Annotated in this window: 22 protein-coding genes and 1 pseudogene; 9 read left to right on the top strand and 14 right to left on the bottom strand. The window is 38.8% G+C overall.

The features are described from left to right. Positions 1-58: 58 nt before the first annotated feature. The 3 genes from JK629_RS07480 to acnA form a co-directional block, all read right to left on the bottom strand. Positions 59-1126, bottom strand: coding sequence for an NADH:flavin oxidoreductase/NADH oxidase (locus JK629_RS07480; RefSeq protein WP_202337908.1), 1068 nt, complete (start codon positions 1124-1126; stop codon positions 59-61). Positions 1127-1144: 18 nt separating this feature from the next. Next, positions 1145-1363 carry a hypothetical protein gene (locus tag JK629_RS07475; RefSeq protein ID WP_317193690.1) on the bottom strand — a complete coding sequence of 73 codons (219 nt, stop codon included), beginning with the start codon at positions 1361-1363 and terminating at the stop codon, positions 1145-1147. Between the two features lie 112 nt (positions 1364-1475). Further along, positions 1476-4256 (bottom strand): aconitate hydratase AcnA, encoded by a 2781-nt coding sequence (acnA, locus tag JK629_RS07470; RefSeq protein WP_202337906.1) that lies wholly within the window; start codon positions 4254-4256, stop codon positions 1476-1478. Between the two features lie 190 nt (positions 4257-4446). On the opposite strand from acnA, the gene JK629_RS07465 reads away from it, so the two are divergent. The 7 genes from JK629_RS07465 (at position 4447) to JK629_RS07435 (ending at position 11466) form a co-directional block, all read left to right on the top strand. Next, positions 4447-4974, top strand: a complete 528-nt coding sequence (locus tag JK629_RS07465; protein ID WP_202337905.1) for a hypothetical protein — start codon at positions 4447-4449, stop codon at positions 4972-4974. Between the two features lie 94 nt (positions 4975-5068). After that, positions 5069-7435: a TonB-dependent receptor gene (locus tag JK629_RS07460; RefSeq protein WP_202337904.1), complete on the top strand. Its 2367-nt coding sequence runs from the start codon at positions 5069-5071 to the stop codon at positions 7433-7435. 104 nt (positions 7436-7539) lie between these two features. Beyond that, entirely contained in the window at positions 7540-8403 is an 864-nt protein-coding gene (locus JK629_RS07455) for a heme/hemin ABC transporter substrate-binding protein (RefSeq protein WP_202337903.1), read from the top strand. 30 nt (positions 8404-8433) lie between these two features. Next, positions 8434-9468 carry a FecCD family ABC transporter permease gene (locus tag JK629_RS07450; protein ID WP_202337902.1) on the top strand — a complete coding sequence of 345 codons (1035 nt, stop codon included), beginning with the start codon at positions 8434-8436 and terminating at the stop codon, positions 9466-9468. A 2-nt stretch (positions 9469-9470) separates the two neighbouring features. Further along, entirely contained in the window at positions 9471-10247 is a 777-nt protein-coding gene (locus JK629_RS07445; RefSeq protein ID WP_202337901.1) for a heme ABC transporter ATP-binding protein, read from the top strand. Positions 10248-10301: 54 nt separating this feature from the next. Continuing rightward, positions 10302-10940: a hypothetical protein gene (locus JK629_RS07440; protein ID WP_202337900.1), complete on the top strand. Its 639-nt coding sequence runs from the start codon at positions 10302-10304 to the stop codon at positions 10938-10940. A 31-nt stretch (positions 10941-10971) separates the two neighbouring features. Continuing rightward, positions 10972-11466 (top strand): STM3941 family protein, encoded by a 495-nt coding sequence (locus JK629_RS07435; RefSeq protein ID WP_202337899.1) that lies wholly within the window; start codon positions 10972-10974, stop codon positions 11464-11466. A gap of 10 nt (positions 11467-11476) precedes the next feature. On the opposite strand, the gene JK629_RS07430 is transcribed toward JK629_RS07435, so the two are convergent. The 5 genes from JK629_RS07430 to JK629_RS07410 form a co-directional block, all read right to left on the bottom strand. Then, positions 11477-12052: a DUF1697 domain-containing protein gene (locus tag JK629_RS07430; RefSeq protein ID WP_225626186.1), complete on the bottom strand. Its 576-nt coding sequence runs from the start codon at positions 12050-12052 to the stop codon at positions 11477-11479. A gap of 209 nt (positions 12053-12261) precedes the next feature. Then, on the bottom strand, positions 12262-12507 hold the full coding sequence (locus tag JK629_RS07425) for a hypothetical protein (RefSeq protein ID WP_202337898.1): 246 nt from the start codon (positions 12505-12507) through the stop codon (positions 12262-12264). Positions 12508-12566: 59 nt separating this feature from the next. Next, a complete protein-coding gene (locus JK629_RS07420; RefSeq protein ID WP_202337897.1) occupies positions 12567-13784 on the bottom strand; it encodes a BaiN/RdsA family NAD(P)/FAD-dependent oxidoreductase in 1218 nt (405 codons plus the stop codon). Further along, a complete protein-coding gene (locus tag JK629_RS07415) occupies positions 13781-15175 on the bottom strand; it encodes a pyridoxal phosphate-dependent decarboxylase family protein (RefSeq protein WP_202338014.1) in 1395 nt (464 codons plus the stop codon). Before JK629_RS07415 ends, JK629_RS07420 begins: the two co-directional genes overlap by 4 nt. A gap of 172 nt (positions 15176-15347) precedes the next feature. Then, positions 15348-16817 carry a T9SS type A sorting domain-containing protein gene (locus JK629_RS07410; RefSeq protein WP_202337896.1) on the bottom strand — a complete coding sequence of 490 codons (1470 nt, stop codon included), beginning with the start codon at positions 16815-16817 and terminating at the stop codon, positions 15348-15350. Positions 16818-16915: 98 nt separating this feature from the next. Between JK629_RS07410 and JK629_RS07405 the strand changes: the two genes are divergently transcribed. Then, a complete protein-coding gene (locus JK629_RS07405) occupies positions 16916-17956 on the top strand; it encodes an endonuclease/exonuclease/phosphatase family protein (RefSeq protein WP_202337895.1) in 1041 nt (346 codons plus the stop codon). Positions 17957-18283: 327 nt separating this feature from the next. Further along, complete coding sequence (locus JK629_RS07400) at positions 18284-19498, top strand: site-specific integrase (protein WP_154192107.1); 1215 nt, start codon at positions 18284-18286, stop codon at positions 19496-19498. A 120-nt stretch (positions 19499-19618) separates the two neighbouring features. Here the strand turns inward: JK629_RS07400 and JK629_RS07395 are convergent, their stop codons facing one another. From JK629_RS07395 to JK629_RS15590, 6 genes and pseudogenes are all read right to left on the bottom strand, one after another. Then, a complete protein-coding gene (locus JK629_RS07395) occupies positions 19619-20398 on the bottom strand; it encodes a M90 family metallopeptidase (RefSeq protein ID WP_154192109.1) in 780 nt (259 codons plus the stop codon). Positions 20399-20413: 15 nt separating this feature from the next. Beyond that, positions 20414-20626, bottom strand: a complete 213-nt coding sequence (locus JK629_RS07390; RefSeq protein ID WP_066249889.1) for a heavy-metal-associated domain-containing protein — start codon at positions 20624-20626, stop codon at positions 20414-20416. Positions 20627-20649: 23 nt separating this feature from the next. After that, positions 20650-22908 carry a heavy metal translocating P-type ATPase gene (locus JK629_RS07385; protein WP_154192111.1) on the bottom strand — a complete coding sequence of 753 codons (2259 nt, stop codon included), beginning with the start codon at positions 22906-22908 and terminating at the stop codon, positions 20650-20652. A 300-nt stretch (positions 22909-23208) separates the two neighbouring features. Beyond that, positions 23209-25173 (bottom strand): heavy metal translocating P-type ATPase, encoded by a 1965-nt coding sequence (locus JK629_RS07380; RefSeq protein ID WP_202337894.1) that lies wholly within the window; start codon positions 25171-25173, stop codon positions 23209-23211. Between the two features lie 9 nt (positions 25174-25182). After that, a pseudogene (locus JK629_RS07375) lies at positions 25183-25401 on the bottom strand (STAS/SEC14 domain-containing protein); the annotation flags it as partial. 12 nt (positions 25402-25413) lie between these two features. Beyond that, positions 25414-25539: a hypothetical protein gene (locus JK629_RS15590; protein WP_262896522.1), complete on the bottom strand. Its 126-nt coding sequence runs from the start codon at positions 25537-25539 to the stop codon at positions 25414-25416. Positions 25540-25541: the final 2 nt, after the last annotated feature.

Here is a 25541-nt window from a genome sequence, read left to right as displayed (position 1 = left end):
TCGTAAAAAACTAAAATTAGGTAAACTGTATTGCTATAAGTTTAGCATGCTGTTTTAATTAAATTTTCGCTCTTTGGTATTGCAACGGCCAATTTACATCTACACCTAATTCGCGGGCTGCGTGAAGAGAAAAATACGGTTGACGAAGACTTTCGCGGGCATACAGAATTAAATCTGCCTTTCCTTCCTTTAAAATTGCTTCGGACTGTGCTGCAGTTGTAATTTGCCCCACAGCTCCTGTCAAAATATTTGCTTCTTTTTTAATTTGGGCAGCGAAGGGCACTTGGTAGCTCGGCTCACTGGGAATGGTGGCTTTGGGAACATTCCCGCCGGAAGAGGTGTCTATTAGATCTACCCCCAACTTTTTAAGTTCAACTGAAAGTTTTACAGAATCTTCAATAGTCCAACCACCTTCAGTCCAATCTGTTGCTGAAATTCTAACGAACAATGGTTTTTCCACTGGCCATTCATTTCGAACAATTTCGGTGACTTCCAATAAAAAGCGGATTCTATTTTCAAAACTGCCACCGTATTCGTCAGTTCTTTCATTTGCCAAAGGCGAATAATATTGGTGGAAGAGATACCCGTGGGCAGCGTGGATTTCTACTACATCATATCCCGCTTCCTGGGCACGACGTGTAGCTATGGCGTAATCATTTTTCACTTTTTCGATTGCCGATAGATCCATTGCCAGTGGTGCAGGCTCCCCTTCCCTAAAAGGCAATGCCGAAGAAGAAACTGTTTGCCATCCGTTTTCAAGCTCGGGGGCAATTTTTCTAGCACCATCTTTAGGTAATTGATAACTCGCTTTTCTGCCTGCGTGGGCCAACTGTATGCCGATTAAAGCATCTTGGGAATGCACGAAATCTACTATTTGTTTTTGCATCACTATATGCTCGTCTTTCCAAATGCCCATATCGCCGTGGGTAATTCTGCCTTCGGGGGAGACGGCGGTAGCTTCTTGAATAATCAATCCCATTCCACCAACGGCACGGCTTCCAAGATGCACCAAGTGAAAATTGTTTGCAAAGCCGTCAGCACTGCTATACATACACATAGGCGAAACGACCATTCGGTTCTTAAAGGTTGTACTTTTTATTTTTAAGGGAGAAAAGAGTAGGCTCATTTTGTTGTCGGTTGTCAGTTATAAAAATTTTAAGAATCCGTAAGGCTTTCGTTTTTTTAAATAATTGAAATCACTTTCGTAATGATATGCTTCACGTTCAAAGGAAATATTTCGGTATGCTTTGTGACGATTTTTATATTGAATTAATCGTATCAAAAACTCAAGACCGTACCACAAATAGAAAAAAAGAATCAACAATTCTGACTGTTGGCGCAAGTGGATTCTTTCGTGGTTCAAAAAAACGGCGTCTTTTTTTAAGGAATTGTGTTTTAAAACCACAAAAGGCCAGAGGGTGATCCCATTGTAATTTTTACGGAGAAGTTTTGGGCGAACGATTAAAATCACAGGTTTATTCTTTCAAAAACTGGCGTAACACGTATTGAAGTATGCCCTCGTTTTGGTAATATGCAACTTCAATAGGCGAATCCAGTCTTGCTACTACCTTAAATTCAATTTCCTTGCCATCTTCGTTCTTGGCAGTCACCATTACCTTTTTTGAAGGGGTCAAATCGTTTTCAATACCGGTAATTGTGAAATGTTCCTTCCCCGTTAATCCGTGAGACTTTGCGCTTTCACCTTCCACATACTGAAGTGGCAATACACCCATCATAATCAAATTACTACGATGGATGCGTTCGTAACTTTCTGCCAAAACGGCTTTTATCCCTAAAAGAAAAGTTCCTTTGGCAGCCCAATCGCGAGAGGAACCACTTCCATATTCCTTACCAGCGAGAACAATTAGTGGCGTTTTGTCCTTTATATACTTTTGGGCGGCATCATAAACCGTCATCTCCTCTCCCGACGGCAGATGTGTGGTGTACCCGCCCTCTTTGTCTGCCAGTTGATTGTTGATACGCACATTGGCGAAGGTGCCCCGTACCATCACTTCATCATTTCCACGACGCGAGCCGTAGCTATTAAAATTTTTCTTCTCCACGCCTCTTGACCTTAAATACTGTCCTGCCGCAGAACTTTCTGAAAAAGCTCCTGCCGGTGAAATATGGTCTGTAGTAATACTATCGCCCAAAACCAAAAGCGCACGGGCATTTTCAATATTTTTCAGGTCTTTTGGTTCCTCAGAAAGATCACGGAAAAACGGCGCTTCTTTTATATAGGTTGACTCATCATCCCATTGGTAAATCTTGTCATCTGGCACTTCTAGGTTTCGCCAAATTTCGTTGCCTTCAAATATTTCTCCGTAATTCTTCTCAAAATCTTTTGGCGAAAGCACCATTTTCATCACTTCGTGAATTTCATCATCGGTAGGCCAGATGTCTTTTAAAAAAATATCCTTGCCATTATGGTCTGTAGCCAATGGTTCAGAAGTTAAATCAATATCCACTCGCCCGGCAATGGCAAAGGCAACTACCAACATAGGCGACATTAAGAAATTCATTTTAACCTGAGGATGGATTCGGGCTTCAAAATTTCGATTGCCCGACAGCACGGATGCCACAACCAACTGTTGCTCTTCCACAGCTTTTGCAATTTGCGGGGGAAGCGGGCCCGAATTCCCGATACATGAAGTACAGCCGTAACCCACTAAATGAAATTGCAACGCTTCCAAGTCTTTTAAAAGATTTGCTTTCTCAAGGTAATCAGTTACTACTTTTGAGCCAGGTGCCAAGGAGGTTTTTACCCATGGCTTCACGTCTATTCCTTTTTCACGGGCTTTTTTGGCCACCAAGCCAGCACCAATCATCACAAAGGGATTGGATGTATTGGTACAGGATGTAATTGCAGCAATGGCCACGGACCCATCGGATAGCATATATTTTTGGCTTCCGTTTGAAATCCAGACTGTCTTTAGACCATTTTTAATTTTTGTTTCTATTTCAACATCGGGGTTTGGGTCTTTGGGCTGTTCCACCGGTTGGCTTCCACCCTCCTCTTTCCACCGTGTAATGGCCTGTTCCCGCTCTGATGGTTTTATATATTTTCTATCAAACCCAGTGTCTAATAATTCTATGAATTTACCTCTAAAGTCTTTTAAAACAATTTTATCCTGTGGACGTTTGGGCCCAGCCACGGTAGGCTGAACGGTAGAAATATCAAGTTCCAGCACGTCGGTGTATTCAATCATATCTTCATCTGCACGCCATAGCATATTCGCCTTGCAATAATCTTCCACCAACTGTATCTGTTCCTCACTGCGGTTGCTGCTTCGCATATATTCCAAGGTTTTATCGTCAATGGGGAAATATGTAATAGTACAACCAAATTCTGGCGACATATTCCCAATTGTGGCTCTATCCGGCACCGAAAGATTGTTCAAGCCCGGCCCAAATACCTCAACAAATTTGCCCACCACGCCGTATTTACGGAGCAAGTTGGCTATGGTCAACACCAAATCAGTTGCAGTAGAGCCCACTGGAAGATTTCCGGTAAGCTTTAGCCCAATAACTTCCGGACTTATGAAATAAATAGGCTGGCCCAGAATGGCTGCTTCGGCTTCAATTCCGCCAACGCCCCAGGCTACTACGCCTATTCCGTTTACCATTGGCGTATGGCTATCTGTTCCTACAAGTGTATCAGGTATGGCCATTCCGTCCCTCGCAATAACACCTTGGGAAAAATACTCCAAATTCACTTGGTGGCAAATGCCCATTCCGGGGGGCACCACACTAAAATTATTGAACGATTTCTGAGCCCATTTCAAAAAAGTATAGCGTTCCCTGTTGCGCTTGTATTCTTCTTCCATGTTTTGCTGATATGCATATTGGGCGGCAAAATAGTCCACCTGCACGCTATGGTCAACAACCAAATCTACTGGGATCAACGGATTTATTTTTGAGGCATCGCCGCCCTTTCGCGCCATTTCAGAACGCAGGGAGGCAATGTCAACCACTGCGGGAACGCCGGTAAAATCTTGCATCAGAACCCGGGCAGGCTTAAATGCGATGTCATAATCGCTTTTGGTAGGTTCCCAATTGAGGATAGCATCCAAATGTTCCTTAGTTACTGAAAAATCATCGTAATTCCGCAGTGCATTTTCTAAGAGAATGCGTATCGAAAACGGCAATTTTTTAATGTTATGCCCTTGCTTTTCAAGTTCGGGAAGACTGTAATAGCTAAGCTTTTCTTTGGAAGTCTCGAGTGTTTTTTTGAGGTTGTAAATATCTTGCTGCATGACTGAAAATTTTATGGCTATTAAAATTACGTAATTAATACGGTGCTGAAGCAGAAGAACTTTGGTTTAACAGGCTGTTAACACAGAAGAATATACGCAATGCAATCCACGATAATTGTGTTAAATAGGCTTCTATTGCTATTGCTTATCATATTTTATTTAATTTAGCTATTCCTTAAAAAAATTGGCATTGAAAAATGCAACTGTAATTTTTCTTCTTTTTGTATTTGCCTTCAACTTTGGGGGCTCTTATGTTGTTTTAAAAATTCAACAACATCATATTCGTAGGGAAATAATCCATCAAATAAAGAAGGGTATTTCTGAAAAAGATTTGACAAGCCTTACCGTTTCTTCCGAAAATGAAAACCAACTTATCTGGAAAGACCGTGAAGAATTCAGCTATAAAGGAACGATGTATGATATTGTTCGCGTTGAAATTTTGAATGAAAACACAAAAGTTTACCATTGTATTTCAGACAGCCAGGAAACCAATTTGATTGCCAAATATAATAAAGAGCTTCAGAAAAAACGCAAGGATAAAAACAACCGGAACAATTCAGTAAAAACCGTAAAGTTTCTTCAGAAAATAAATCCGCTTCCCCAGAAGGATGATGTAGCGCTTTCAAAAAAATCTACCCACACCAATTTTGTCTATCAAGACAATTATTCCCCGCTTTCACTGGAAATCTCCAGTCCCCCGCCCCAACAAGTTTTATAATTTATTTTGAAGCATTTTCGCTTCCCTTAAAAATGCATTCGGTACAATTTCGGGCCGTTCTGCATATATTTTAAATTATAAAAATTCAAAAAAAATGACAAAAATTTATCTTTCCCTTTTGGGATTGCTTATAACCGTATCTGTATTTGGACAGCAACAACTTTCTGGAAAAATATATGATGCAACCAACAAGGCTCCACTTGCTGGAGCAAAAATAGAAGTGAACGGCACTGAAGTTGCCAGCACTGATGCCAATGGTAATTTCAGCATTCCTTGTGTTACGAACCAAAATATTTCAGTAAGCTTTATTGGCTACGAAACCTATACAACTCAAGTTAAAAATTGTTCCGAAACCTTAAATATTTCGATGCGAACTTCAGTAAGCGCGCTGGACGAAGTACAGCTTTCCGGAACCTTGGACAATAACAAAAAAGTTCTCGACAAGCCTGTTTCCGTAATTAAATTGGAAGAGAAGGAATTGCAGCGTGGCACGGGACTATATCTCGACGATGCCATAAACGCAAACGTTCCTGGAGTAACGATGAACCGAAGGGGTGTTTCGTCTGGGCAGCAATTCAATATTCGTGGGTATGGAAACGGCGTTGGTTTTCGCGGAGCGAATAACAACTTTGACGGTCAAGGCTACAAAGTGTATTACAACAACATCCCGCTTACAGATGCGGAAGGAATCACAATCTTAGACGATATAGATTTTGCCTCCGTGGGCAGTGTGGATGTTATTAAAGGGCCTGCAGGAGCATTATATGGATTTGCGATTGCGGGAGTTGTAAACCTTACAACCATTCGTCCCAAAAATGGCGAAACTTCACTAAGTGAAAAAGTTACCGTGGGCAGTTATGGTCTGGCGCGTTTTACAACACAATTGCAAGTGGGTATGAAAAAATCTTCAGTTTTATTGAACTACGGCCATCAAATTTCTGATGGGTATCTAGACCATAATGCCTCAACCAAAGATTTCTTAAATGCAGTCTTGGATTTTAATCCAAGCGAGAAACAGACAGTTAGCACCTATTTTGGTTTCAGCAATAGCTATGACGAACGTGCAGGTGAGCTTACCATTGGGCAATACGATACTTTGGACTACAGTGGAAACGCCCGGTATATTAAAAACAATGCGCACAGCGAAGTGATAAGTTTTAGAGCGGGGTTGAGCCACAAATACAGATTTACCAATTGGCTTTCAAATACCGCTACGGTGTATGGCTCTGGCCTTAATACCAATGCCAGCTCTGCCGGGGGCTGGACAGATAAAAATCCTATCAACTATGGAACGCGAATTACTTTTGACCTAAATTTTGATTTAAGTGAAAACTTCAGCCTTTCAGGAATTGCAGGACTTGAGTTTCAGGAGCAACGTTCCCAATCCATTAGTCATGGAATGATTGAAAACCCTAACGATCCCGAAGGTTACAATATAATTGGCGCCATACGAAGCAACCAATATTCAAAATCGAAAAACAAATCGCTTTTCACAGAGTGGACCTTGAAAATGCCATATAATATTTCCTTTACCGCCGGTATTGGCAAAAGTTCAATGAATCTCGACTTGGAAGATCGCGCTTTTGACCCCACCAGCGGGAAGCCCCAAGTAGTTTCTGCAAATTATGAAGATTTGTTTTCGCCGCACTTTGCCGTGAACAAAATTTTCAACAATAGCATTTCACTTTATGCTTCATATAGCAAAGGTTACAAAGCTCCCGTTAGCGGTAACGTAATAATTGGCGCTACTGGCGAATTGAATACAGGTTTGGAGCCAGAGGAAGGCGACCAGTTTGAAATCGGTTCAAAAGGAAATGTAATTAATAGCAAATTACATTATGAAGTAGCACTTTTCCAGGCTATATTCAAAAACAAGTTTACTTCCGTTGCTGTTCCAGCTGGCGATGGCACAACCTTGTATTCCTCTATAGCGAATGGTGGTGAGCTGAATAATAAAGGGGTTGAAGCATTGGTGAAATATACCGCTTATGAATCTGCCACGGGATTCTTTAATAATATAAGCCCTTATGCAAATGTGGCGTATTCAGATTTTAAATATGAAGATTTTGTCTATCAATCTATATCAAGAGAAGGAGAATTGTCAACTTCTGATTATAGCGGGAAAGCTGTTGCGGGGGTTGCACCTTGGGTAGTAAATGCTGGGGTTGATTTCAATACAAATCTTGGTCTTTACGGAACAGTAAACTATGCATATCACGACCCGGTTCCCTTCACATCCGATGGATTAAACGTGGCAGATAGCTATAGTTTGCTCAATGCTAAACTGGGTTACAGAATGAGTTTTGGGCACTTTGATCTTGATGCCTATGCAGGCGCTGATAATATTACAGGTGAAAAATATTATCTCATGCTTTTCCTGAACCAATTGGATGACGCATACATTCCTGCTCCATTGGACACCGTTTGTTATGGCGGTCTAAACCTTAAATATAATTTTTAACTCGATTGTTTAGTGTTGATATTGTCCTAAAGAGCGTAGTGCAAGCCAAAAGTTCTCTCCTGCGCTCATAGGGGCAATAAAACAAACAAAAATTATAAATTAATATGAAAAAAGTAATTTTTCTCTCCATTGCAATCATTACAATTTACTCTTGTGGAAGGTTTGGCAATGAAGACAAAAAGAAGGTAAGTGAAGAGCGCATTGTGTGTATTTCGAAACAATACAGCGAGATTATCTATGCGCTCGGCGCAGAAGAAAATATTGTTGCCGTGGATGTTTCCAGCACTTATCCACCAGAAATCAAAGACTTGCCAACCATCGGCTACCACCGGGCATTGGCAGCGGAACCCATTCTTTCGATGAAGCCAACCCTCATTCTGGAGGATAATAATATCGGTCCCGAACACGTGGTAACCCAATTGAAGAATTTAAAGATACCGATGAAACAGTTTGGGCATTATGAAAATACTATTGCCGGAACAGATTCTTTAATTCGAGAAATGGGCAGCTATTTCCACAAAGAAGAAAAAGCCGAGGAACTTTGCAAAAAGTTGGACGCCGATATGAATTACGCTAAGCAACAAGCCCTTTGGTATGAAAAAAAACCAAAGCTGTTGGTAATCCATTTTGGGCAGGCTAACAACATTTATCTGGTAATGACCAAAAACAGCACCGCCGGAAAATTAATCGATTGGGCAGGCGGTGAAATGGCCGTTGACGGCGAACGGGGCATGACCCAATTTTCTCCTGAAGTAGTAGCACAAAGCGATCCGGATGTTATTCTATTAACTGATTTTGGGTACGATAAATTAGGTTCCACAGAAGAAGTGGGAACGTTGCCAGGCATTTCAAGTACGCGTGCTTTTAAGGAGGGAAAAGTGTACCGTGTTGAGGAACACGATATGGTGTATTTAGGCCCAAGAACAGGCGAGAATATAATTGAATTGCAGAAGTTGATACATCAATAGTGAGTAGTGAGTAGTGAGTAAAAAAATATTTTGAAGAAAAAGACAAGCAGATACAACGGAACATTTCCAATATTACTTCTTCTTTTGGTAATAATCACCTTCTTCTCCATTCGGTATGGGGCGGTCTCCATTTCTTTGGAAGAAATTTTTTCCTCCTTTAAAAATTATTTTTCCACCCCGGACAATATGGATCTCACCGAACGTATTTTTATGGAAATCCGTTTACCTCGGGCAATACTCTGCATATTCGTTGGCGCAAGTTTGGCCGTAGGCGGAACACTTCTACAAGCCCTTTTCAGAAACCCCATTGTTGAACCCGGCCTAATCGGCACTTCCTGCGGGGCGGCATTTGGAGCAGCACTTTATTTTGCTTTGGGAGCGACTTTCGGCTTTAGCGTGGGCAAATGGACCCTGGCTTTGGCGGCCTGTCTTGGCGCATTATTATCCACAGGTTTGGTTTTTTTCCTTTCGCAATCGCGCAATAGCGGTAAAAGTTCCATCGTAGCACTGTTGCTTACGGGTATTGCCATAAACGCTTTGTTTTTAAGCGGGGTGGGCTTTTTGAGTTATATAGCTCGTGACCCTCAAGCGCGGTCTATCGTATTTTGGAATCTCGGAACCTTGAGCGGCGCCAATTGGACTTCCGTTTTAATTGTTGGAATTTCAACTATTGGAACGATTTTGATTTCCCTTCGCTATTCAAAACATTTGAATGCGTTGATGATTGGCGAAGAGGAAGCGCAATTTTTGGGAGTGAATATTAAGAGTTTGAAGTGGAAAATTCTTCTTATAAATGTAATAATGGTGGCTGTAGCTACTGCCTTTGTAGGGGTTATCAGTTTTGTTGGCTTGATTGTACCCCATCTTTTGCGAATTATAAACGGAAGCGATAACCGTTTTTTAATTCGAAATAGCGCTTTACTCGGGGGAATACTTCTCTGTGTTGCAGACCTTATTTCACGAATGGTTTTACGTCCGGCGGAATTACCCATCGGCATTGTGACTTCAGTAGTTGGCGTTCCTATTTTCATCTTTTTGCTTCAGCGTAAAAATTATTTCTTCTGAAAATGATAAAGGCCACCAACATATCGTACAAAATAGGAAGCAAAACAATTCTGAAGGATATTTCGGTAAATTTTGAACCAGGGAAAATAAACCTCATCCTCGGGCCCAATGGCGCAGGTAAATCAACATTAGTAAAAGTAATCTGCAACCAACTGAAACCGCAGGAAGGCACCGTTTTTTATGAAGAAAAAAACATCCGTAATACTTCCGTGGCAGAACTCGCCAAAGTACGGGCCGTGCTTTCGCAAAACACCGAGCTCGCTTTTCCCTTAAAAGTAAAGGAAGTAGTGATGATGGGCCGCTATCCGCATTTTTCGGTAAATCCTACCTCGAAAGATGAGCAAGCAATAAAGGAAGCAATGCAGTTTTTTGATGTTGAAGCAATGGCAGACCGCGATTATTTAACGTTAAGCGGAGGCGAAAAACAGCGTGTTCACTTTGCGCGCGTGGTTTCGCAAATTTGGTATCCTTCGGAAAATGGTTGCAGATATTTGGTTTTGGACGAGCCACTCACTTTTTTGGATGTGCATTACCAATTTCAGTTTATGCACAAGCTACGCGAACTTTTAAAGCAAAAGGATTTGGTGATTGTTGGGGTAGTGCACGATTTAAACCTAGCGGCAAAATTCGCCGATCATTTGGTTTTGCTGAACCATGGCGAACTGCTGGCCGCCGGAAGTAAAGAAAAAGTGCTCAATGCTGAAAATATGAAAACCGCCTACCGTTTGGAACCGTTAATCCATCAGGATGAGCGGGGTATGTATTTGTTTTTTGAATAAAAAAGCTTCCGATCAAAAACATTTGGTATATTTAAAAACCTTCAACGTTGTATAGTGAATAATCAAACCGTTAGCGAAATTGCGAATAATATTGCCCCCCATTATTTTGGAAAACAATACTATTACAAAAAAGGCTATATGGCAGATTGGATTTGGAACGCTGCCACAGAAAAAGGCATAAACGAATTGACTATAGATATTTTAAATTATAAAATCCACCCAAGAGAGTTACAGTTAAAACCCCTTGTCATTTTTCTTCCCAAACTAAAAGAAAAGATAAATAAACAATTGGAAAGGGAAGGGTTCTCGCCTGACTTTATAATAGACGCAAAATTTCACATTAAAATTTTAGAAACCGAAAATACCCTTCGCTGCACTCCTATTCTAAGGGATCGCAAAGAAAAAACGTATTTGGGCAATGTACATTTTGAACACCCCTACGACAATAATTTTGAAGTATTTAATTCCCGTTCAGAAAACGACATGGACTGGGAAAATGAAGCAGACAATGCTTTAAATACTTCAGAATGGTTTGGAGCAATTCTTAGGTATGTCTTCTATTTTGGCAAACGTAAGTTTAACACCTTTTACAACCAAAAACAACTTAAAAAGAACGCACTATTGGGTACCATTTTCCAAATTTGTTTAATTGTCCTATTATTTTATTTTCTATACAAATACAGTGTGGGTTAATAATTGTATTAAAAAAAAACTCCCAAAAAATATGGGCACCGTAACACTTATATTAAACCCCAGCAAAGCAAAAATTATAATACTATTAGTAGTCTGTACGGCATTCGTTACTATAGGGTTTTTGATAGAACCACAAAATTCGTTTATAAAATGGGGAATCATTCTTTTTTTCGGATTGTGCATATGTGCGTTTGCACTAACACTACTTCCACGTGCAAGCTATCTAAAATTAACTCCGGAAGGTTTTGAAATCTGCTCACTTTATCAAAAAGAATTTACCAAATGGTCCGATATAGAATCTTTTGGACTCGTTAATATACATTATACAACTATTGTTTCCATCACTTACAAATCCTCCCATACAAAACATAAAACAGGAAAAAAGATCTCTCAATTCTTGGCTAAAAGCGATGGCGCACTTCCCAATACATACGGATTAAAACCTAAAAAACTTATGGCCCTTTTATATGAATGGAAACATAAATATGAAAATGAAGAAACATATATTAATAAATATCGGAAATAAGATATCTACACTATTTCGCCAACTCCACCAACTTTGCCAGCGTACGATAATTTCGTGTAGTAGCAGCAACCTGTAGCTTTTTCTCAATAAAATTATTGTTCAATTTGGCTTTGCCCGCGCCATTTTTATAGTACATATAAACACATTGGGGCATTATAACAAATTCTTCTTCCGGATAGCTTAGATTCGCTATGGCTTCCATTAATTCAATTTTAGGAGGCGCGGCGAGCAACATAAAATACGCCTCAGTTTTCTTTGTTTCCTTAAAGGGGCAAGCCTTTAAAATTTTATCTACCCCACCGCAACTTTTCACCAAAACGGGAACTTGCCATCCAAACCGTTTTTCTATTTCCTTTGAAATTTTCTCTTCAAGATTCTTTACATTCTTAGCCGAAAAAACCACATTGCCGCTTTGGATGTAAGTACTCACGTTTTCAAATCCCAAATCCTCAAAAAGAAGTTTCAGGTCGGCCATCTTTAGCTTTTTATGGCCGCCAACATTAATGCCGCGCAGAAAAGCGATGTGTTTCTCATATCTTAAATTCATGACCATCAGGATAAACTCTATAAATATATATTTGTCCATTTAAAAACATATAGTGAATAGCATATTTAAAATTTTCCAGATTTGCGATGCGTATCTTTTTATATTTATTTTGATACATTTCGGGCATTAACAGTATTAAGTCTTCGTGCCGAAACAAATCATCCAAAAAGTCATCTCCCTTTCCAAAAAGATCAAAGTAACATTTAGCCTTATGTATATCAATTAGTGATTGCTCACTATACTCAACTTTATCGGCCATAGCGTTTTCTAACTTCTTCAGAGGAAATCCATTTTATCTCACCATTTTCCTGCCTTTTCAGCATATCATCCATCATAGCTTTATACTCTTCCGAAGGTTTTGAAAAATACAATGCCCTATCCTCAATCATAAATTCAAGATAATTTTTTAAGGAACGTTTTTGAAGTTTTGCCTGCTCCTCGAGAATAGCTATCGTTTTGTCTTCCAGTTCGATCAATTTTTTTGTCTTTCCCATTGTATATAGATTATATATATCAAATATATACAAATACACCCTGAAATCCAATAAAGTATTTACAGATTTTGTGAAACGATAAACCCGCCCGTCCAGGCATTCTGAAAATTGAACCCGCCCGTAATGGCATCTATATTTAAAACCTCTCCGGCAAAATAAAGGCCGTCAATTTTTCGACTTTCAAACGTTTTGAAGTTCACTTCCTTTAAATCCAAACCGCCGGCGGTAACAAATTCTTCCTTAAACGTACTTTTCCCCACAACCTCAAAAACTCCAGCCGTAAGTTGGTTTGCCAGGTTCTGAAGATTCTCCCGCGTGGCATCGGCCCAAGTAAGCGTTTCCATAATTCCGGCAGCTTTTACGAGACTCTGCCATAAACGTTTCGGAAGTTCAAATTGCGCATTTTTAAAAATCGTCTGTTTTCCTTGCAATGTTTTCAAGTTTTTCAAAGCATCGAAAACTTCTTCTTCGGAAAGGGTATTCAACCAGTTCACTTCAATATTGAAATGGTAGTTTAAAGGCTCCAACATTCTTGCGCCCCAAGCAGAGAGTTTTAAAATTGCGGGGCCGCTCATTCCCCAATGGGTTATCAGCAAAGGACCATTGCTTTCCAAAAGAATTTTTCCGCTATCACCTATAATTTTTACGGAAGCATCCGTGCTTAAACCGGGTAAGTCTATGATTCGCGAATCCTTAATATTGAATGTAAAAAGGGAAGGAACGGCAGGAACAATAGTATGTCCCAAATCTTCCAAAAGCTTCCAAATCTTCGGATTGCTGCCCGTGGCAACCACAATTTTTTCTGCTGAAAAAGTATCGGTCGTAGTATTTATGGTGAAACGATTTTCCTCCTTTTGAATTTCTTTTACAGATTGGTTGAGAAGAATTTCGACGCCCAATCTTTTCGCTTCCGAAAGAAAACAATCAATTATCGTTTGTGAAGAATCTGAAACCGGAAACATGCGGCCATCCGCTTCAATTTTGAGTTCCACGCCCCTTTTTTCAAACCATTCAATAGTATCGCCCGTCATAAAGGAATGGAATGGGCCCAAAAGTTCCTTTTCGCCACGCGGATAATTTTGTGTCAATTCCTTCGGAAGAAATTCGCCGTGGGTCACATTGCATCTCCCACCACCGGAAACCTTCACTTTCGTAAGCACTTCCTTTCCACGTTCAAGAATAATTATTTTAAGTTTCGGATTGTTTTCCGCAGCATTGATTGCCGTAAAAAATCCCGCAGCACCGCCACCAATTATTATGACATCGGCCTGTTTCAAACGGTAATTTTTTCATCAGCAAAACTTTCGCAAAGGGCGATTGTTTCCTTTACGTCATCTAGCGTAGTGCGCGGATTTATTAAGCACATCCTTAAAACTACTTGTCCGTTAAGTACCGTAGTTACGAGCAAGGCCTGTTTTGAATCGACCACACTTTTGGAAATGCGTTGATTGAGCGCATCCAGTTTTTTTTCTGAAAGTTTGTTGCCAATGGGATTATATCGGAAATTAATAACCGCCAATGTAGCTGGTGAAATGACTTCCCAATTGGAGCTTTTTCGAAGAAATGCTTCCGTGGCTTCAGCAAGTTTTACATTGTACGTAATGGCTTTTCTGAACTCACCCATTCCAAAGGTTTTTACTGACATATAAAATTTCAGTGCACGAAATCGTCGCGTCAATTCTATTCCGTGATCGTAAAAATTTATTTCGGAAGTATTGCCTTCAATATCACGCAGATATTCAGGTTTTTCGGTGAAAGTTCCTTTCAGCCATTTGTGGTTTTTCACCAAAAGACAGCCAATTTCATAGGGCTGGAAAAACCATTTATGAGGATCGACAGTTAAGGAATCGGCTTTTCCTATTCCCTTTAAAAGTTGTTTCCCATTTTCGGCAAGAATTGCAAATCCACCGTAAGCGCCGTCAATGTGGAACCAAATGTCTTCTTTTTTGCAGATTTTCGCAATGTCTGAAAGCGGATCGACCGTGCCCGTATTTGTGGTCCCTGCCGTTGCAATCAGGCAGAAAGGCTGCAGGCCTTCCAATCTATCTTTTGCGATAGCATTTTTTAATTTGTTCAGGGAAAATTTAAATTCGCTGTCCGTTGGAATTATACGAATTTGCTCCTTTCTAAAACCGAGTACGCGAATTGCCTTTATATTTGAAGAGTGTGCCTGATCGGAAAGATAAATTACCGCATTGCTAAAATCATCGCCACACTTCACTTTTCGAGCAGTAACCAAGGCCGTCAAATTTGCCATGGAACCCCCGCTTGTAAAAATTCCGCCGCCTTTTTTTTGTGGAAACCCGAACATTTTCAGTAGCCAATTCATCGCCGTGATTTCCATTTGCGCTGCCGCTGGTGAAGCCGCCCAGCCGCCGGAAAATATATTGAAGCCCGAAGCCAAGCTATCGGCCATCGCGCTAATATAGTTGCTAGGGCCAGGAACAAAGGAATAGGATTTTGGGTGCGAAACGATGTTGCTTTTGGTCATCACTTCGTCCAAAACAAAATTTAAAACTTTTCTCGGATCGCTAGCTTTTTCGGGCGCATCTTCAAGAAACAAGGCTTCCATTTCCTTACGGGAACCGGACACAACGGGTAGTTTTCCATTCTGCGTTGCAAAATGTTCCACAATGGCATCAACCACTTCGTAACCGTAGTTTTTCATTTCGTCCTTGCTCAATTCAAGCGTAGCTTTATTCTGAATATTCACTTCTGTATTTTTATTTTTTTGAAAGTGCAAAATTACGGTTTTACGAAGGGAATAAAAGGCTTTAAGCCAATAAAAAATGCCTTGACGAAAAGCCAAGGCATTTTGACAAAACTGTCTGGTTGGACGCTTATTCTACAATTATCTTCTTCGTAACATTTTGTATATCGTTACTAAAGTTCACAAAATATAAACCTGAAGGAAGATTTATAGGTAAAGTGTTTTGCCCTTCAGAAATGGTTTTCGAAGAAATCAAATTCCCTTGAACACCATAAATTTCAACTTTTTCAAAAGAAAAGATGTTATTGAAATTGATTTCGTTTTTAACCGGATTGGGATAAAATCTGAAGTTTTCAACCGCATTATCGGCAACTCCCAAAATACCGCATAGAAATGGAGTAAAAGTCACTTCACCTAAATTTGAATCGTCTACGCTGTGAAAAATTACATCCTCCACCTGCTGCTCGGTGCTTTGTTGGCCCTCTATCCAGCAGTTGTTCTTTGCTAAAATTGGATTTGCGGTATTGTTGTAAAGCGCATAAATTTCGCCACCGTTACCGTTTTCCGCAAATGTATTATTGCCTGGATTACTTGCATCGTCGCCAAGGTTAATTGTAACTTCACCCTGCAAAGTAATTCCCCAAAGATTTCTTCTAATTTCGTTCCCGGAAACAATTACATCTTCACTTATCGATGAACTATTAAGGTTGATACCGCTTCCGCCAAGGTTAGGATCTCCCTGGATGTTGTTGTCTTCAATAATATTATTTGTGATTTCCGCAGAATCATTTATACCAAGCATTGTGATTCCGTAGCGATTTCCGCGAATGATGTTGTTATCAATAACTACATTTACATTGCCGCCCACAAAGTTGGCAATGGCAATACCACCGGCTTGTTCCAAAGCAGGATCGCCTATGATTGTGTTTTGGATAATCTCCAAAGGCTCATTGGCCAAGGTTGTACCCAAATTTATTTGCGGACGGTTGCTATTGGCCTGATTGTTCCCTTCAATCATATTATTGAAAATATATGCTGAAACCGCAGAATTTGCTGCGGAACCGATTGCAGGATTTTCGTTAAAAGAAATAGTATTATTCGTAATCTGTGGCATACCGCGCGAAAGTTGGATTACTGCACTTGTAGTTGCGCCCGATATGTTATTTGTGAGCGTACAGCCATCTATCGAAAACGTTTCTGTCAAAACGCGAAGTCCGCCGCCGTATTGAATGGTTGCATTATTGATATCGATTTCTGAAAACTCTTCAAAACGGAAACCTTCGTAAGGGGCGTTTTCATCCAAAGCCGTAATTGTTACCGCGTTTGAATTTACCGTAAAAGTTCCAAACACTGTTACCAGTTTTGCATCATCAATTAAAAGCGTCAAATCTGAATCTATTATTACCGTATCGTTTTCTGAAATAGTAAGATTTCCCAAAAGCGTGTATTCATTTCCAGAAATTGTAATTGTTGTGGGACTTGCCGCTGCAATATCGGCCAGAGTCCAAGTTACGCCAGTATTTGGGGTGGTGTAATCTTGGGCAATTGCGAATGTGAAGGTTAAAAAGATTAATAATGTACTGAGGATAATTTTTTTCATGGGTTTGTTTTTTTTGAAGTCGTAAAAATAGGAATATGCATTTAAGCAAAAAAGATATTTGTAGTCTTTAGCATTTTGAAAAAACTTAAATTTGAAGAATGGTATTATATGTTTTAATAATCTTCTTTATAATCAGCCCCTTTTTTCCTGCTACCGGAAATCCGCATTGGTTTTTTAGAACTGCTGATTTTGTAAGGCTTCAATCGTTATTTATCCAACTTATATTATTGGGTTTGTTTCTCTATTTTGAAGAAAAATTTACTGCCTTTAGTTGGATATTGCTTGTGGCGCTGATTGTAACCATGTTGTATCAACTTTACAAAGTATTTCCCTACAGTTCCCTTTTTCCAAGAAGAAGGTCGCACGCCGCAAGTGATAGCCATGTTTCAATTTTAGCTGGAAATGTTTTGCAGACAAATTCCTGCTACCCAGATTTTTTAAATGAAGTAAAACGCTTCGACCCAGATTTGGTGCTCACTATGGAATCCAACAAAGATTGGGAAAACTGTCTTTCTGAAATTGAAAAAGAGTATCCTTTCACAGTAAAAATACCATTGGAAAATTTTTATGGAATGCATCTTTATTCAAAAAAGGAATTAAAAAACGTGGAAGTGAAATACCAGATTGAAGATGATAAACCTTCAATCTTTTTCGATTTTCCGTTGGAAGGAAATCCTCCTATCTTTTTCTGTTGCCTGCATCCCGCACCACCCAGCCCCACAGAAAATGAAACTTCAAAAGAGCGCGATGCCGAACTGATGCTAACCGGAAAAAGAATTCGTGATTTGGACAAACCTACCGTGGTTTGCGGTGATATGAACGATGTGGTTTGGAGCCGCACCACGCGACTTTTCAAAAAAATGACCGGTATGATCGATCCACGTGTGGGTCGGGGTTTTTTTTCAACCTTTCATGCAAACTATTTCTTCCTTCGCTTTCCTTTGGACCATCTTTTTCACACCCGCGATTTATACGTAGGTAAAATGGTTCGTTCCAAAAATTTTGGCAGTGATCATTTCGCTATGTATTATGAAATTCATCACAAAAAAAAAGTCCAGACCCCAAAGAACCCTAAGCTGAACGGGGAACAAAAAGAAGAAATAGAGGAATTAATTGAAAACGGAAAAGACAATCAATAAAAAAGCTCCCCGAGAATGGGAAGCTTTTAACTTGTACAGGCGGAGAGACTCGAACTCTCACACCGTAAGGCACTAGATCCTAAGTCTAGCGTATATTTGCCCAAACAGTACCAAAGCCACTCATTTTCAATTGATTATATAATATGTCATTTTTTTTGATATCATCTAATATCAATTGATTTCAACATTTGTTGTACCTATGTTGTACCCAGAGAAACTAATAAATTTGTATCTTTAGGGAAACTTCTTGGTAAACTGAACATTCAAAATTGAATGTTGTACCTATGTTGTACCTGATTTGGCTTTCGTACGCAAAACAGGTCAATTATGTCATCAAACGCTAAAATAGTTCTTCGCAAAAAGCCTAATAAAGAAGGCTTGTATCCTCTTGCCATACGTATTACAAAAAATCGTCGCTCAACATACCAATATATAGGTCACTACATTGAATTGGAAGATTGGGATGAAAAGAATATTCGGGTTAAGAAATCACACATAAATTTCAAAACCTTGAACAATTTGTTATCCTTGAAACTTTCTGAATTAAACAATGCTCTTATTACGCTTCAATCCGAACAAAAAGATGCTTCTGCCAATCAAATTAAGAAAGAAATATATTCCTCCGGTATCAATGCTACATTCTTTGAATTAGCACAAGAACATCTTGACGATTTAGAAAGTACAGAAAAGCTAAATCGTTTATCTACTGATAAAGCGTGGTTGAGCTTTATTATAAAATATCACAATTCGAAACAATTGTCTTTTCAAGAAATTGATGAACGTTTTCTTAAAAAACTGATGTTAACTTTAAAAGTTAAGTACTCCCTGTCTGAAACCTCAATAATGAACATTTTGGTATTTGTAAGGCTATTATTTAACAGAGCAATTAAATACAAAATTGTAAGCAGAGAATTATACCCCTTCGGTGGCGATAAAATAAAAATCAAATTTCCTGAAACTACCAAAGTAGGACTAAATATTTTAGAGATTCAACAAATTGAAAATTTGATAAATCTCAAACCTTCTGAAATGCATACTAGAAATGTCTGGCTTTTTAGTTTCAATTTTGCTGGTATGCGGGTTTCTGATGTTCTACGAACCAAATGGTCAGATATTTATGATAACAGGCTGCATTATAGAATGCATAAAAACGCAAAACTTCTATCATTAAAAATTCCTGAAAAAGTACTAAAGATTTTAGACCAATATAAAGATGATAAAAGAAGTGATGATGATTTTGTTTTCCCTGAATTGAAAAAAGCCAATCTCGATGATGCTAAAGATGTTTATAATAAAAGGAAAACAGCTACTAAAAAGTTTAATGACAATTTAAAATCAATCTCTAAAAAGGCGAAAATCAATAAGCATATAACAATGCACATAGCGCGTCATAGCTTCGGGAATATCGCTGGGGATGCAATACATCCATTAATGCTTCAAAAATTATATCGTCATAGCGATTTGAAAACCACATTGAAATATCAAGCCAACTTCATCCACAAGGACGCAGATGATGCTTTAGATAGTGTCATAAACTTTTAAAGAAATAAAAAAACCAATGAGCGATTATTTTGAATATGCTAAACCTATCTGTAACAACAAAATATCCGCTCTTTATCTTTTCCAATAAAAAATTTAGTCTTTCCTAAATAGGAATTAAATTTAAATTGGATCCGCTAATTTTTGATTGAAACATTTTACCAACATTTTATATAGGTCAGGATGTTTCTTTTTGAGCAAGTCTGGACGCTCGAAAAAATACTCTGAAGCTACTGCAAAAAATTCAGTCTGATTTGTACCTCCATATTTTCGGATATCAGAGTGGTTATCATTTATCGCTTCCATTTCCTTATGGATTAAATTCAACCAAGGTATGGCATATTGATGTTCTAATAATCGCTCTGGCACACCATCTGTACTATCATCCAGCTTATCAATAAGGTGCACAAATTCGTGTATGCCTGTATTACTTTTATCGGTTGTGTTTTGAAAACCGTGGTACAATGCTTTTTTAGATAAAATCATTTGCTTCTCAAAACGTCCGTTTCCAACTATGCCGCCAATGTTTCTTGAGTTATCCTTGCTGCTAAATTGCATATCCTCATTAAAATAATCTGGATATAAAAGGATACCGCTTAAGTTGGTGTAATGCCATTCTTTAAAACCAAAAACAGGGATTACTGCGCTTGCCGCAATTAAAATCTTGTCCAATTCTTCCAATTCAAACTGCACAGCATCTATATAAACCTCACTTAAAAATTGCATCATTTTTTGTTGAAAAATAAGCTGCTTATTTTTAGAGAGATTTCTATAAAACAGAACATTATCCATTAATAATCTGTGCCAATGCTCTGGAAATGACTTTACACTATGGCGTTTCGCTTTTCTGTAAAAATGAACAGCAAAGAGAATAACCACAACTGAAATTAAAATATAAGCCATATTAAAAGGAAAGTATTAATCTACAGATTCAGCTTTAAAGCCAACTTTTTGCAAGGTAGCCTTTACATCTTCTTCGGTTGCACCATCACTTTCAATGGTTAGGATTTTATCAGGATTAGCGGTATCCACTTCCCAACTTTCTATACCTTCTTGTTTGTTTAAAAAAGGGGTTACTTTTGATACACAACCACCACAATTGATATTTGTTTTAAATTTTAAAGTTTTCATCTTATTTGAATTTATAATTAATATTAAAGTTTTACTCGTTTAAGTCTTAAACTATTTAAGACAACAGATACGCTACTGAAAGCCATTGCCATTCCAGCAATCATTGGGTCCAATAAAAATCCATTTACGGGATACAAAACACCTGCTGCAATTGGAATACCAATGAGATTATAAATGAATGCCCAAAATAGATTCTGACGTATGCCCAACACGGTTCTTTTCGATAGTTCCAACGCTTTGGGAATGGATTGTAAATCTGATGTTATCAAGGTCATTTTTGCTACGTCCATCGCTATATCTGAACCTTTTCCCATTGCAATACTCACATTGGCTTGCGCCAAAGCCTGGGAATCATTAATACCATCGCCAACCATTGCGACTATCTTTCCGTCCGCCTGCAATTTTTCAACAAAAGCGGCTTTGTCCGAAGGCATTACTTCGCCTTGGTAATTTGTTATTCCTACTTGTTTTGCGACAGCAGATGCGGTTTTATTATTATCTCCTGTAAGCATATAAACCTCAATACCTCTTTCTTGAAGCGTTGCTATGGCCTTTTTTGAAGTTTCCTTAATCTTGTCTGCAATGGCGAGTATCGCCAGCACTTGTTTTTCATTACCAAAGAATATGACCGTTTTAGCCTGCTCTTCGAGACTTTCTGCTGTTTGCATTAAAGAATGGTCGATTTGAATATTTTTCTCAAGCATTAATTTATGGTTTCCAACATAGTATTGTGAACCGTTTTCTGTTTCAGCTTTTACGCCTTTTCCTGTAATACTTTCAAAAGAAGCAATTTCAGCTTGTTCAATATTTTTCTCTTTTAAATAATTAACGACCGCTCCTGCCAAAGGATGTTCTGATTGTGACTCGATAGCCAAAAGATTTTTTTTGTATTCATTGCTATTTTCAAGTTTATCCTTCCAAAGGATATCAGTTACTAATGGTTTTCCTTCGGTAATAGTACCAGTTTTATCAAGGATAATAGCATTCACTTTATAACCGAGTTCTAAACTTTCAGCATCCTTTATAAGGATATTATTTTCTGCGCCTTTACCAATTCCCACCATAATTGCGGTAGGTGTTGCCAAGCCCAATGCACAAGGACAAGCGATAACCAACACGGCTACAGAGGTCAACAAGGCTTGTGAAAATGCGTTATCGCCTCCAACTGACATCCAGACAATGAATGTAATGATAGAAATAACTAATACGACAGGAACAAATATTCCGGCAATCTTATCGACCAGTTTTTGAACTGGCGCCTTACTTCCTTGAGCTTCCTGAACCATTTTAATAATTTGCGACAGCAAGGTTTCTCCACCAACTTTTTCAGCGGTAAATTGAAAGCTTCCTTTTTGATTAACCGTACCAGCGAAGACCTTTTCCCCTTGGGATTTCTGAACTGGAAGAGGTTCTCCCGTAATCATACTTTCATCTACATACGAGCTTCCCTTGGAAACTTCGCCATCCACTGGAATCTTTTCTCCGGGACGTACCAAAATGGTCTGACCAACCTGTACTGATGAAATAGGGATTTCCTTCTCTTCCCCATTCTCAATAATTTTAAGGGTTTTGGGTTGTAATCCCATAAGTTTTTTAATGGCCGAAGAAGTATTTGATTTTGCCTTTTCCTCCAACAATTTTCCCAAGGAAATAAAAGTTATAATTACCGTAGCCGCTTCATAATAAACGTGAGGCTCAATACCACGACTCAACCAAAATTCTGGAAAAAAGGTATTGAATACACTAAAGATAAAAGCGATTCCTGTGCTCAAAGCTACCAAGGTATCCATATTTGCTTTACCGTGTTTGGCTTGCTTGAAAGCATTGATGAAAAAGCTACGACCGAACCAAAAAAGAATTGGAAAAGTTAACACCAAAGAAATCCACTTACCTGGTTCCCATTGCATAAAAAACATTCCTAATACAAAAATGGGAAGGGTAAGTATGGCCGACCAGATAGTACGGTTTTTTATGTCTTGATAATGTTTTTGCTGTAATTCTTGTTGTACTTCTGAAGGATTCTCCGCATCAATGATAATGTCATAACCCACTTCGCGAAGTGCATTTTGAAGTTGATTAGGACTCAACTCTTTGTCGTATTCCACAAGAACAGAACTATTAGCGAAATTGACGCTTGCATCAAATACGCCATCTGTGTGTTTTAATACAGATTCAACGCTTGATGCACACGATGCGCAGGTCATTCCTGTAACAGGGAATGATTCTTTTATTTCCTGTTTATGGTTCTTTTCTTTGGTTTCAAATATGTTGATAGTTTCCATAATCGCATTCTTATTTGTACAGTACAAATTTCAGGATTAAAGGACTTTAATGTATTACGTTATATGCTGAATGATTTGTAGAATTTGCTGAATTCGTTTCATTTATTGCTAAAGCATTGCATCTAAATATAGATAAAGTACTTTAGGAATTTTAAGAACAGTACAAAGCAGATTAACACGATAACAATGATTATAATACTAATCCAAATTATTTTATCTTTTTTTGTGGTATTGTTATTTGATAATTTACTGACCTTCTTATTTATTTTATTTCTCTGCTTTTGATACATCGCTTTTTGATTACTTCCACGTCATCCTCTGCAACCTAACGGCATTCAATATTGCCAATAAAGCCACACCAACATCGGCAAAAACCGCTTCCCACATCGTTGCCAGACCACCTGCGCCCAAAACCAAAACCACTGCTTTTACTCCAAAAGCAAGCGCAATATTTTGATATACAATACGTCTTGTAGAACAGCCTATTTTTATGGCTCTCGCTATTTTACTTGGTTGGTCTGTTTGAATAATGACATCCGCTGTCTCGATGGCCACATCACTTCCCAAGCCACCCATTGCAATGCCAACATCGCTTACTGCCAAGACTGGTGCATCATTGATACCATCGCCAATGAAGGCGACTTTATTGTCGGTCTCGGACATCAGTTTTTCGACTTCAGCTAATTTAGCTTCGGGCAATAATCCGCCTTTTGCCCAATCAACGCCCATTTCTTTTGCGACTTGTTGGGTTATAGAATCCTTGTCGCCCGAAAGCATTATGATTTTGGAAATTCCCGATTCTCGAATTTGTTTGATGGCTTCGTGGGCATCTTCTTTCAATTCGTCTGCAATGATGACATAGCCAGCGAATTTGCTTTCAATAGAAACCATCACAATGGATTCTACAATGTTGTCGGTTTGAGATGGAACTTCGATATTGTTTGAAATCATCAATGCTTTATTCCCAACCAATACGGTTTTGCCGTTTACTGTTCCTTTTAAGCCTTTTCCTGCTATTTCAGTTACTTCGGAAGCTTGAAAATCTTCGCCATCGGCTTTATATTCCATAATTGCCTTGGCAATGGGATGAGTGGATTGTTCTTCCATCGTCATCAGGTATTTCATAAATTCGGGTTCATCCCAACCAATGGCTTTTATTTCCTTGATTTTGAAAACACCTTTGGTTACGGTTCCGGTTTTGTCCATTACCACTGTGGTTATCCTTGTCATTTCATCTAAATAGGATGCTCCCTTAAAGAGAATTCCATTTTTTGAAGCTGCTCCCAATCCACCAAAATAACCCAACGGAATAGAGATAACCAAGGCACACGGACAGGAAATTACCAAGAATATCAATGCTCTATATAACCAATCGTTAAACACATAATCATCCACAAAAAAGTAGGGCAAAAATGTTAATCCAATCGCCAAGAATACCACAATAGGTGTATAGATTCTTGCAAATTTTCTGATGAACAATTCGGTTTTTGATTTACGTGCCGTGGCGTTTTGAACCATATCGAGAATTCGGGCAATGGAACTATCCTTAAATTCCTTGGTGGTTTCAATTTCAATTACGCCATCAAGGTTAATACTTCCTGCAAATACTTTTTCGCCTTTTGCAATGGTATCGGGTTTACTTTCGCCCGTTAAAGCCGCTGTATTGAACGAGCCTTTTTCAGAAAGTAAAATACCATCCAAAGGGATTTTTTCGCCCACACGGACTTGTACTTTTTCGCCAATGGCAACGGTTTCGGGATTTACAGAAACATAATTGTCGTTCCTATAGACCAAGGCTTCATTAGGTCGTACATCCAGTAATGCCTTGATGCTTCCCTTGGCTTTTTTAACCGCGGCACTTTGGAACAATTCGCCCACGGCATAAAATAGCATCACGGCAACACCTTCAGGATATTCGCCAATGGCGAATGCCCCTATTGTGGCAATTGACATCAATAGAAATTCGGTAAAGAAGTCGCCTTTTAGGATACTGTTCCATCCTTCTTTTATTACAGGAAAACCAACTGGCAGGTATGCCACAACATACCATACAATGCGAATCCAACCAGAAAAATGTGGAAAGGTTTCAAAATAATCAAAAGCAATTCCTGCAATCAGCATTACAAAACTGAAAATGGAAGGTAAATACGTTCTGAAATTACCGAGTTTTTCCGGATTGCTATGATTGTGGCCATCGTCGTGGCTGTGTTCTCCTATATGTTCTTTTGGGTCTAAATCCCGAAGGTTTCTTTTTTGCTTTTTCATAAGTTCAATTTATTGGCCAATCCATTTTTTTGCTTCTTCTTTTTCTTTTAAATCGAAGAATTTCACTTCCGAGCTTGTGAAGAAATCGGTGACTTTTGCAGCCCATTCCTGCCATTTTTTTTCTCCCACAAATGCCATTCTCCCATAATCGGAAAGATGCGAAACGTCCACTTTTATATCTGCCCACAATCCTTCAAGGTCATAGCCGTGGAAGTCTTTCATTTCAAAATAGAAATCAACTTATTGATTGTTTTTCAGTATTTCGTCAATTCTTGAATGTATCAGTTTCACATCGGTTTTAGAGATTTTGCCTTCCAAAATGGTGGCAACTAAATTGTCTTTTGTGGTATTTACTAACTGTATCATAA

Source organism: Aequorivita iocasae, from assembly GCF_016757735.1.
GTDB lineage: Bacteria > Bacteroidota > Bacteroidia > Flavobacteriales > Flavobacteriaceae > Aequorivita > Aequorivita iocasae.
This window is presented reverse-complemented; position numbering and strand designations above follow the sequence as displayed.

Coding starts and splice junctions, on each gene's coding strand:
- JK629_RS07455 (WP_202337903.1), top strand. CDS start 7,540: ATGAAAAAAGTAATTTTTCTCTCCATTGCAATCATTACAATTTACTCT.
- JK629_RS07410 (WP_202337896.1), bottom strand. CDS start 16,817: ATGAAAAAAATTATCCTCAGTACATTATTAATCTTTTTAACCTTCACA.
- JK629_RS07380 (WP_202337894.1), bottom strand. CDS start 25,173: ATGAAAAAGCAAAAAAGAAACCTTCGGGATTTAGACCCAAAAGAACAT.
- JK629_RS07430 (WP_225626186.1), bottom strand. CDS start 12,052: ATGGACAAATATATATTTATAGAGTTTATCCTGATGGTCATGAATTTA.
- JK629_RS07415 (WP_202338014.1), bottom strand. CDS start 15,175: ATGAAAAACTACGGTTACGAAGTGGTTGATGCCATTGTGGAACATTTT.
- JK629_RS07405 (WP_202337895.1), top strand. CDS start 16,916: ATGGTATTATATGTTTTAATAATCTTCTTTATAATCAGCCCCTTTTTT.
- JK629_RS07435 (WP_202337899.1), top strand. CDS start 10,972: ATGGGCACCGTAACACTTATATTAAACCCCAGCAAAGCAAAAATTATA.
- JK629_RS07385 (WP_154192111.1), bottom strand. CDS start 22,908: ATGGAAACTATCAACATATTTGAAACCAAAGAAAAGAACCATAAACAG.
- acnA (WP_202337906.1), bottom strand. CDS start 4,256: ATGCAGCAAGATATTTACAACCTCAAAAAAACACTCGAGACTTCCAAA.
- JK629_RS07480 (WP_202337908.1), bottom strand. CDS start 1,126: ATGAGCCTACTCTTTTCTCCCTTAAAAATAAAAAGTACAACCTTTAAG.
- JK629_RS07395 (WP_154192109.1), bottom strand. CDS start 20,398: ATGGCTTATATTTTAATTTCAGTTGTGGTTATTCTCTTTGCTGTTCAT.
- JK629_RS07390 (WP_066249889.1), bottom strand. CDS start 20,626: ATGAAAACTTTAAAATTTAAAACAAATATCAATTGTGGTGGTTGTGTA.
- JK629_RS07425 (WP_202337898.1), bottom strand. CDS start 12,507: ATGGGAAAGACAAAAAAATTGATCGAACTGGAAGACAAAACGATAGCT.
- JK629_RS07460 (WP_202337904.1), top strand. CDS start 5,069: ATGACAAAAATTTATCTTTCCCTTTTGGGATTGCTTATAACCGTATCT.
- JK629_RS15590 (WP_262896522.1), bottom strand. CDS start 25,539: ATGATACAGTTAGTAAATACCACAAAAGACAATTTAGTTGCCACCATT.
- JK629_RS07400 (WP_154192107.1), top strand. CDS start 18,284: ATGTCATCAAACGCTAAAATAGTTCTTCGCAAAAAGCCTAATAAAGAA.
- JK629_RS07445 (WP_202337901.1), top strand. CDS start 9,471: ATGATAAAGGCCACCAACATATCGTACAAAATAGGAAGCAAAACAATT.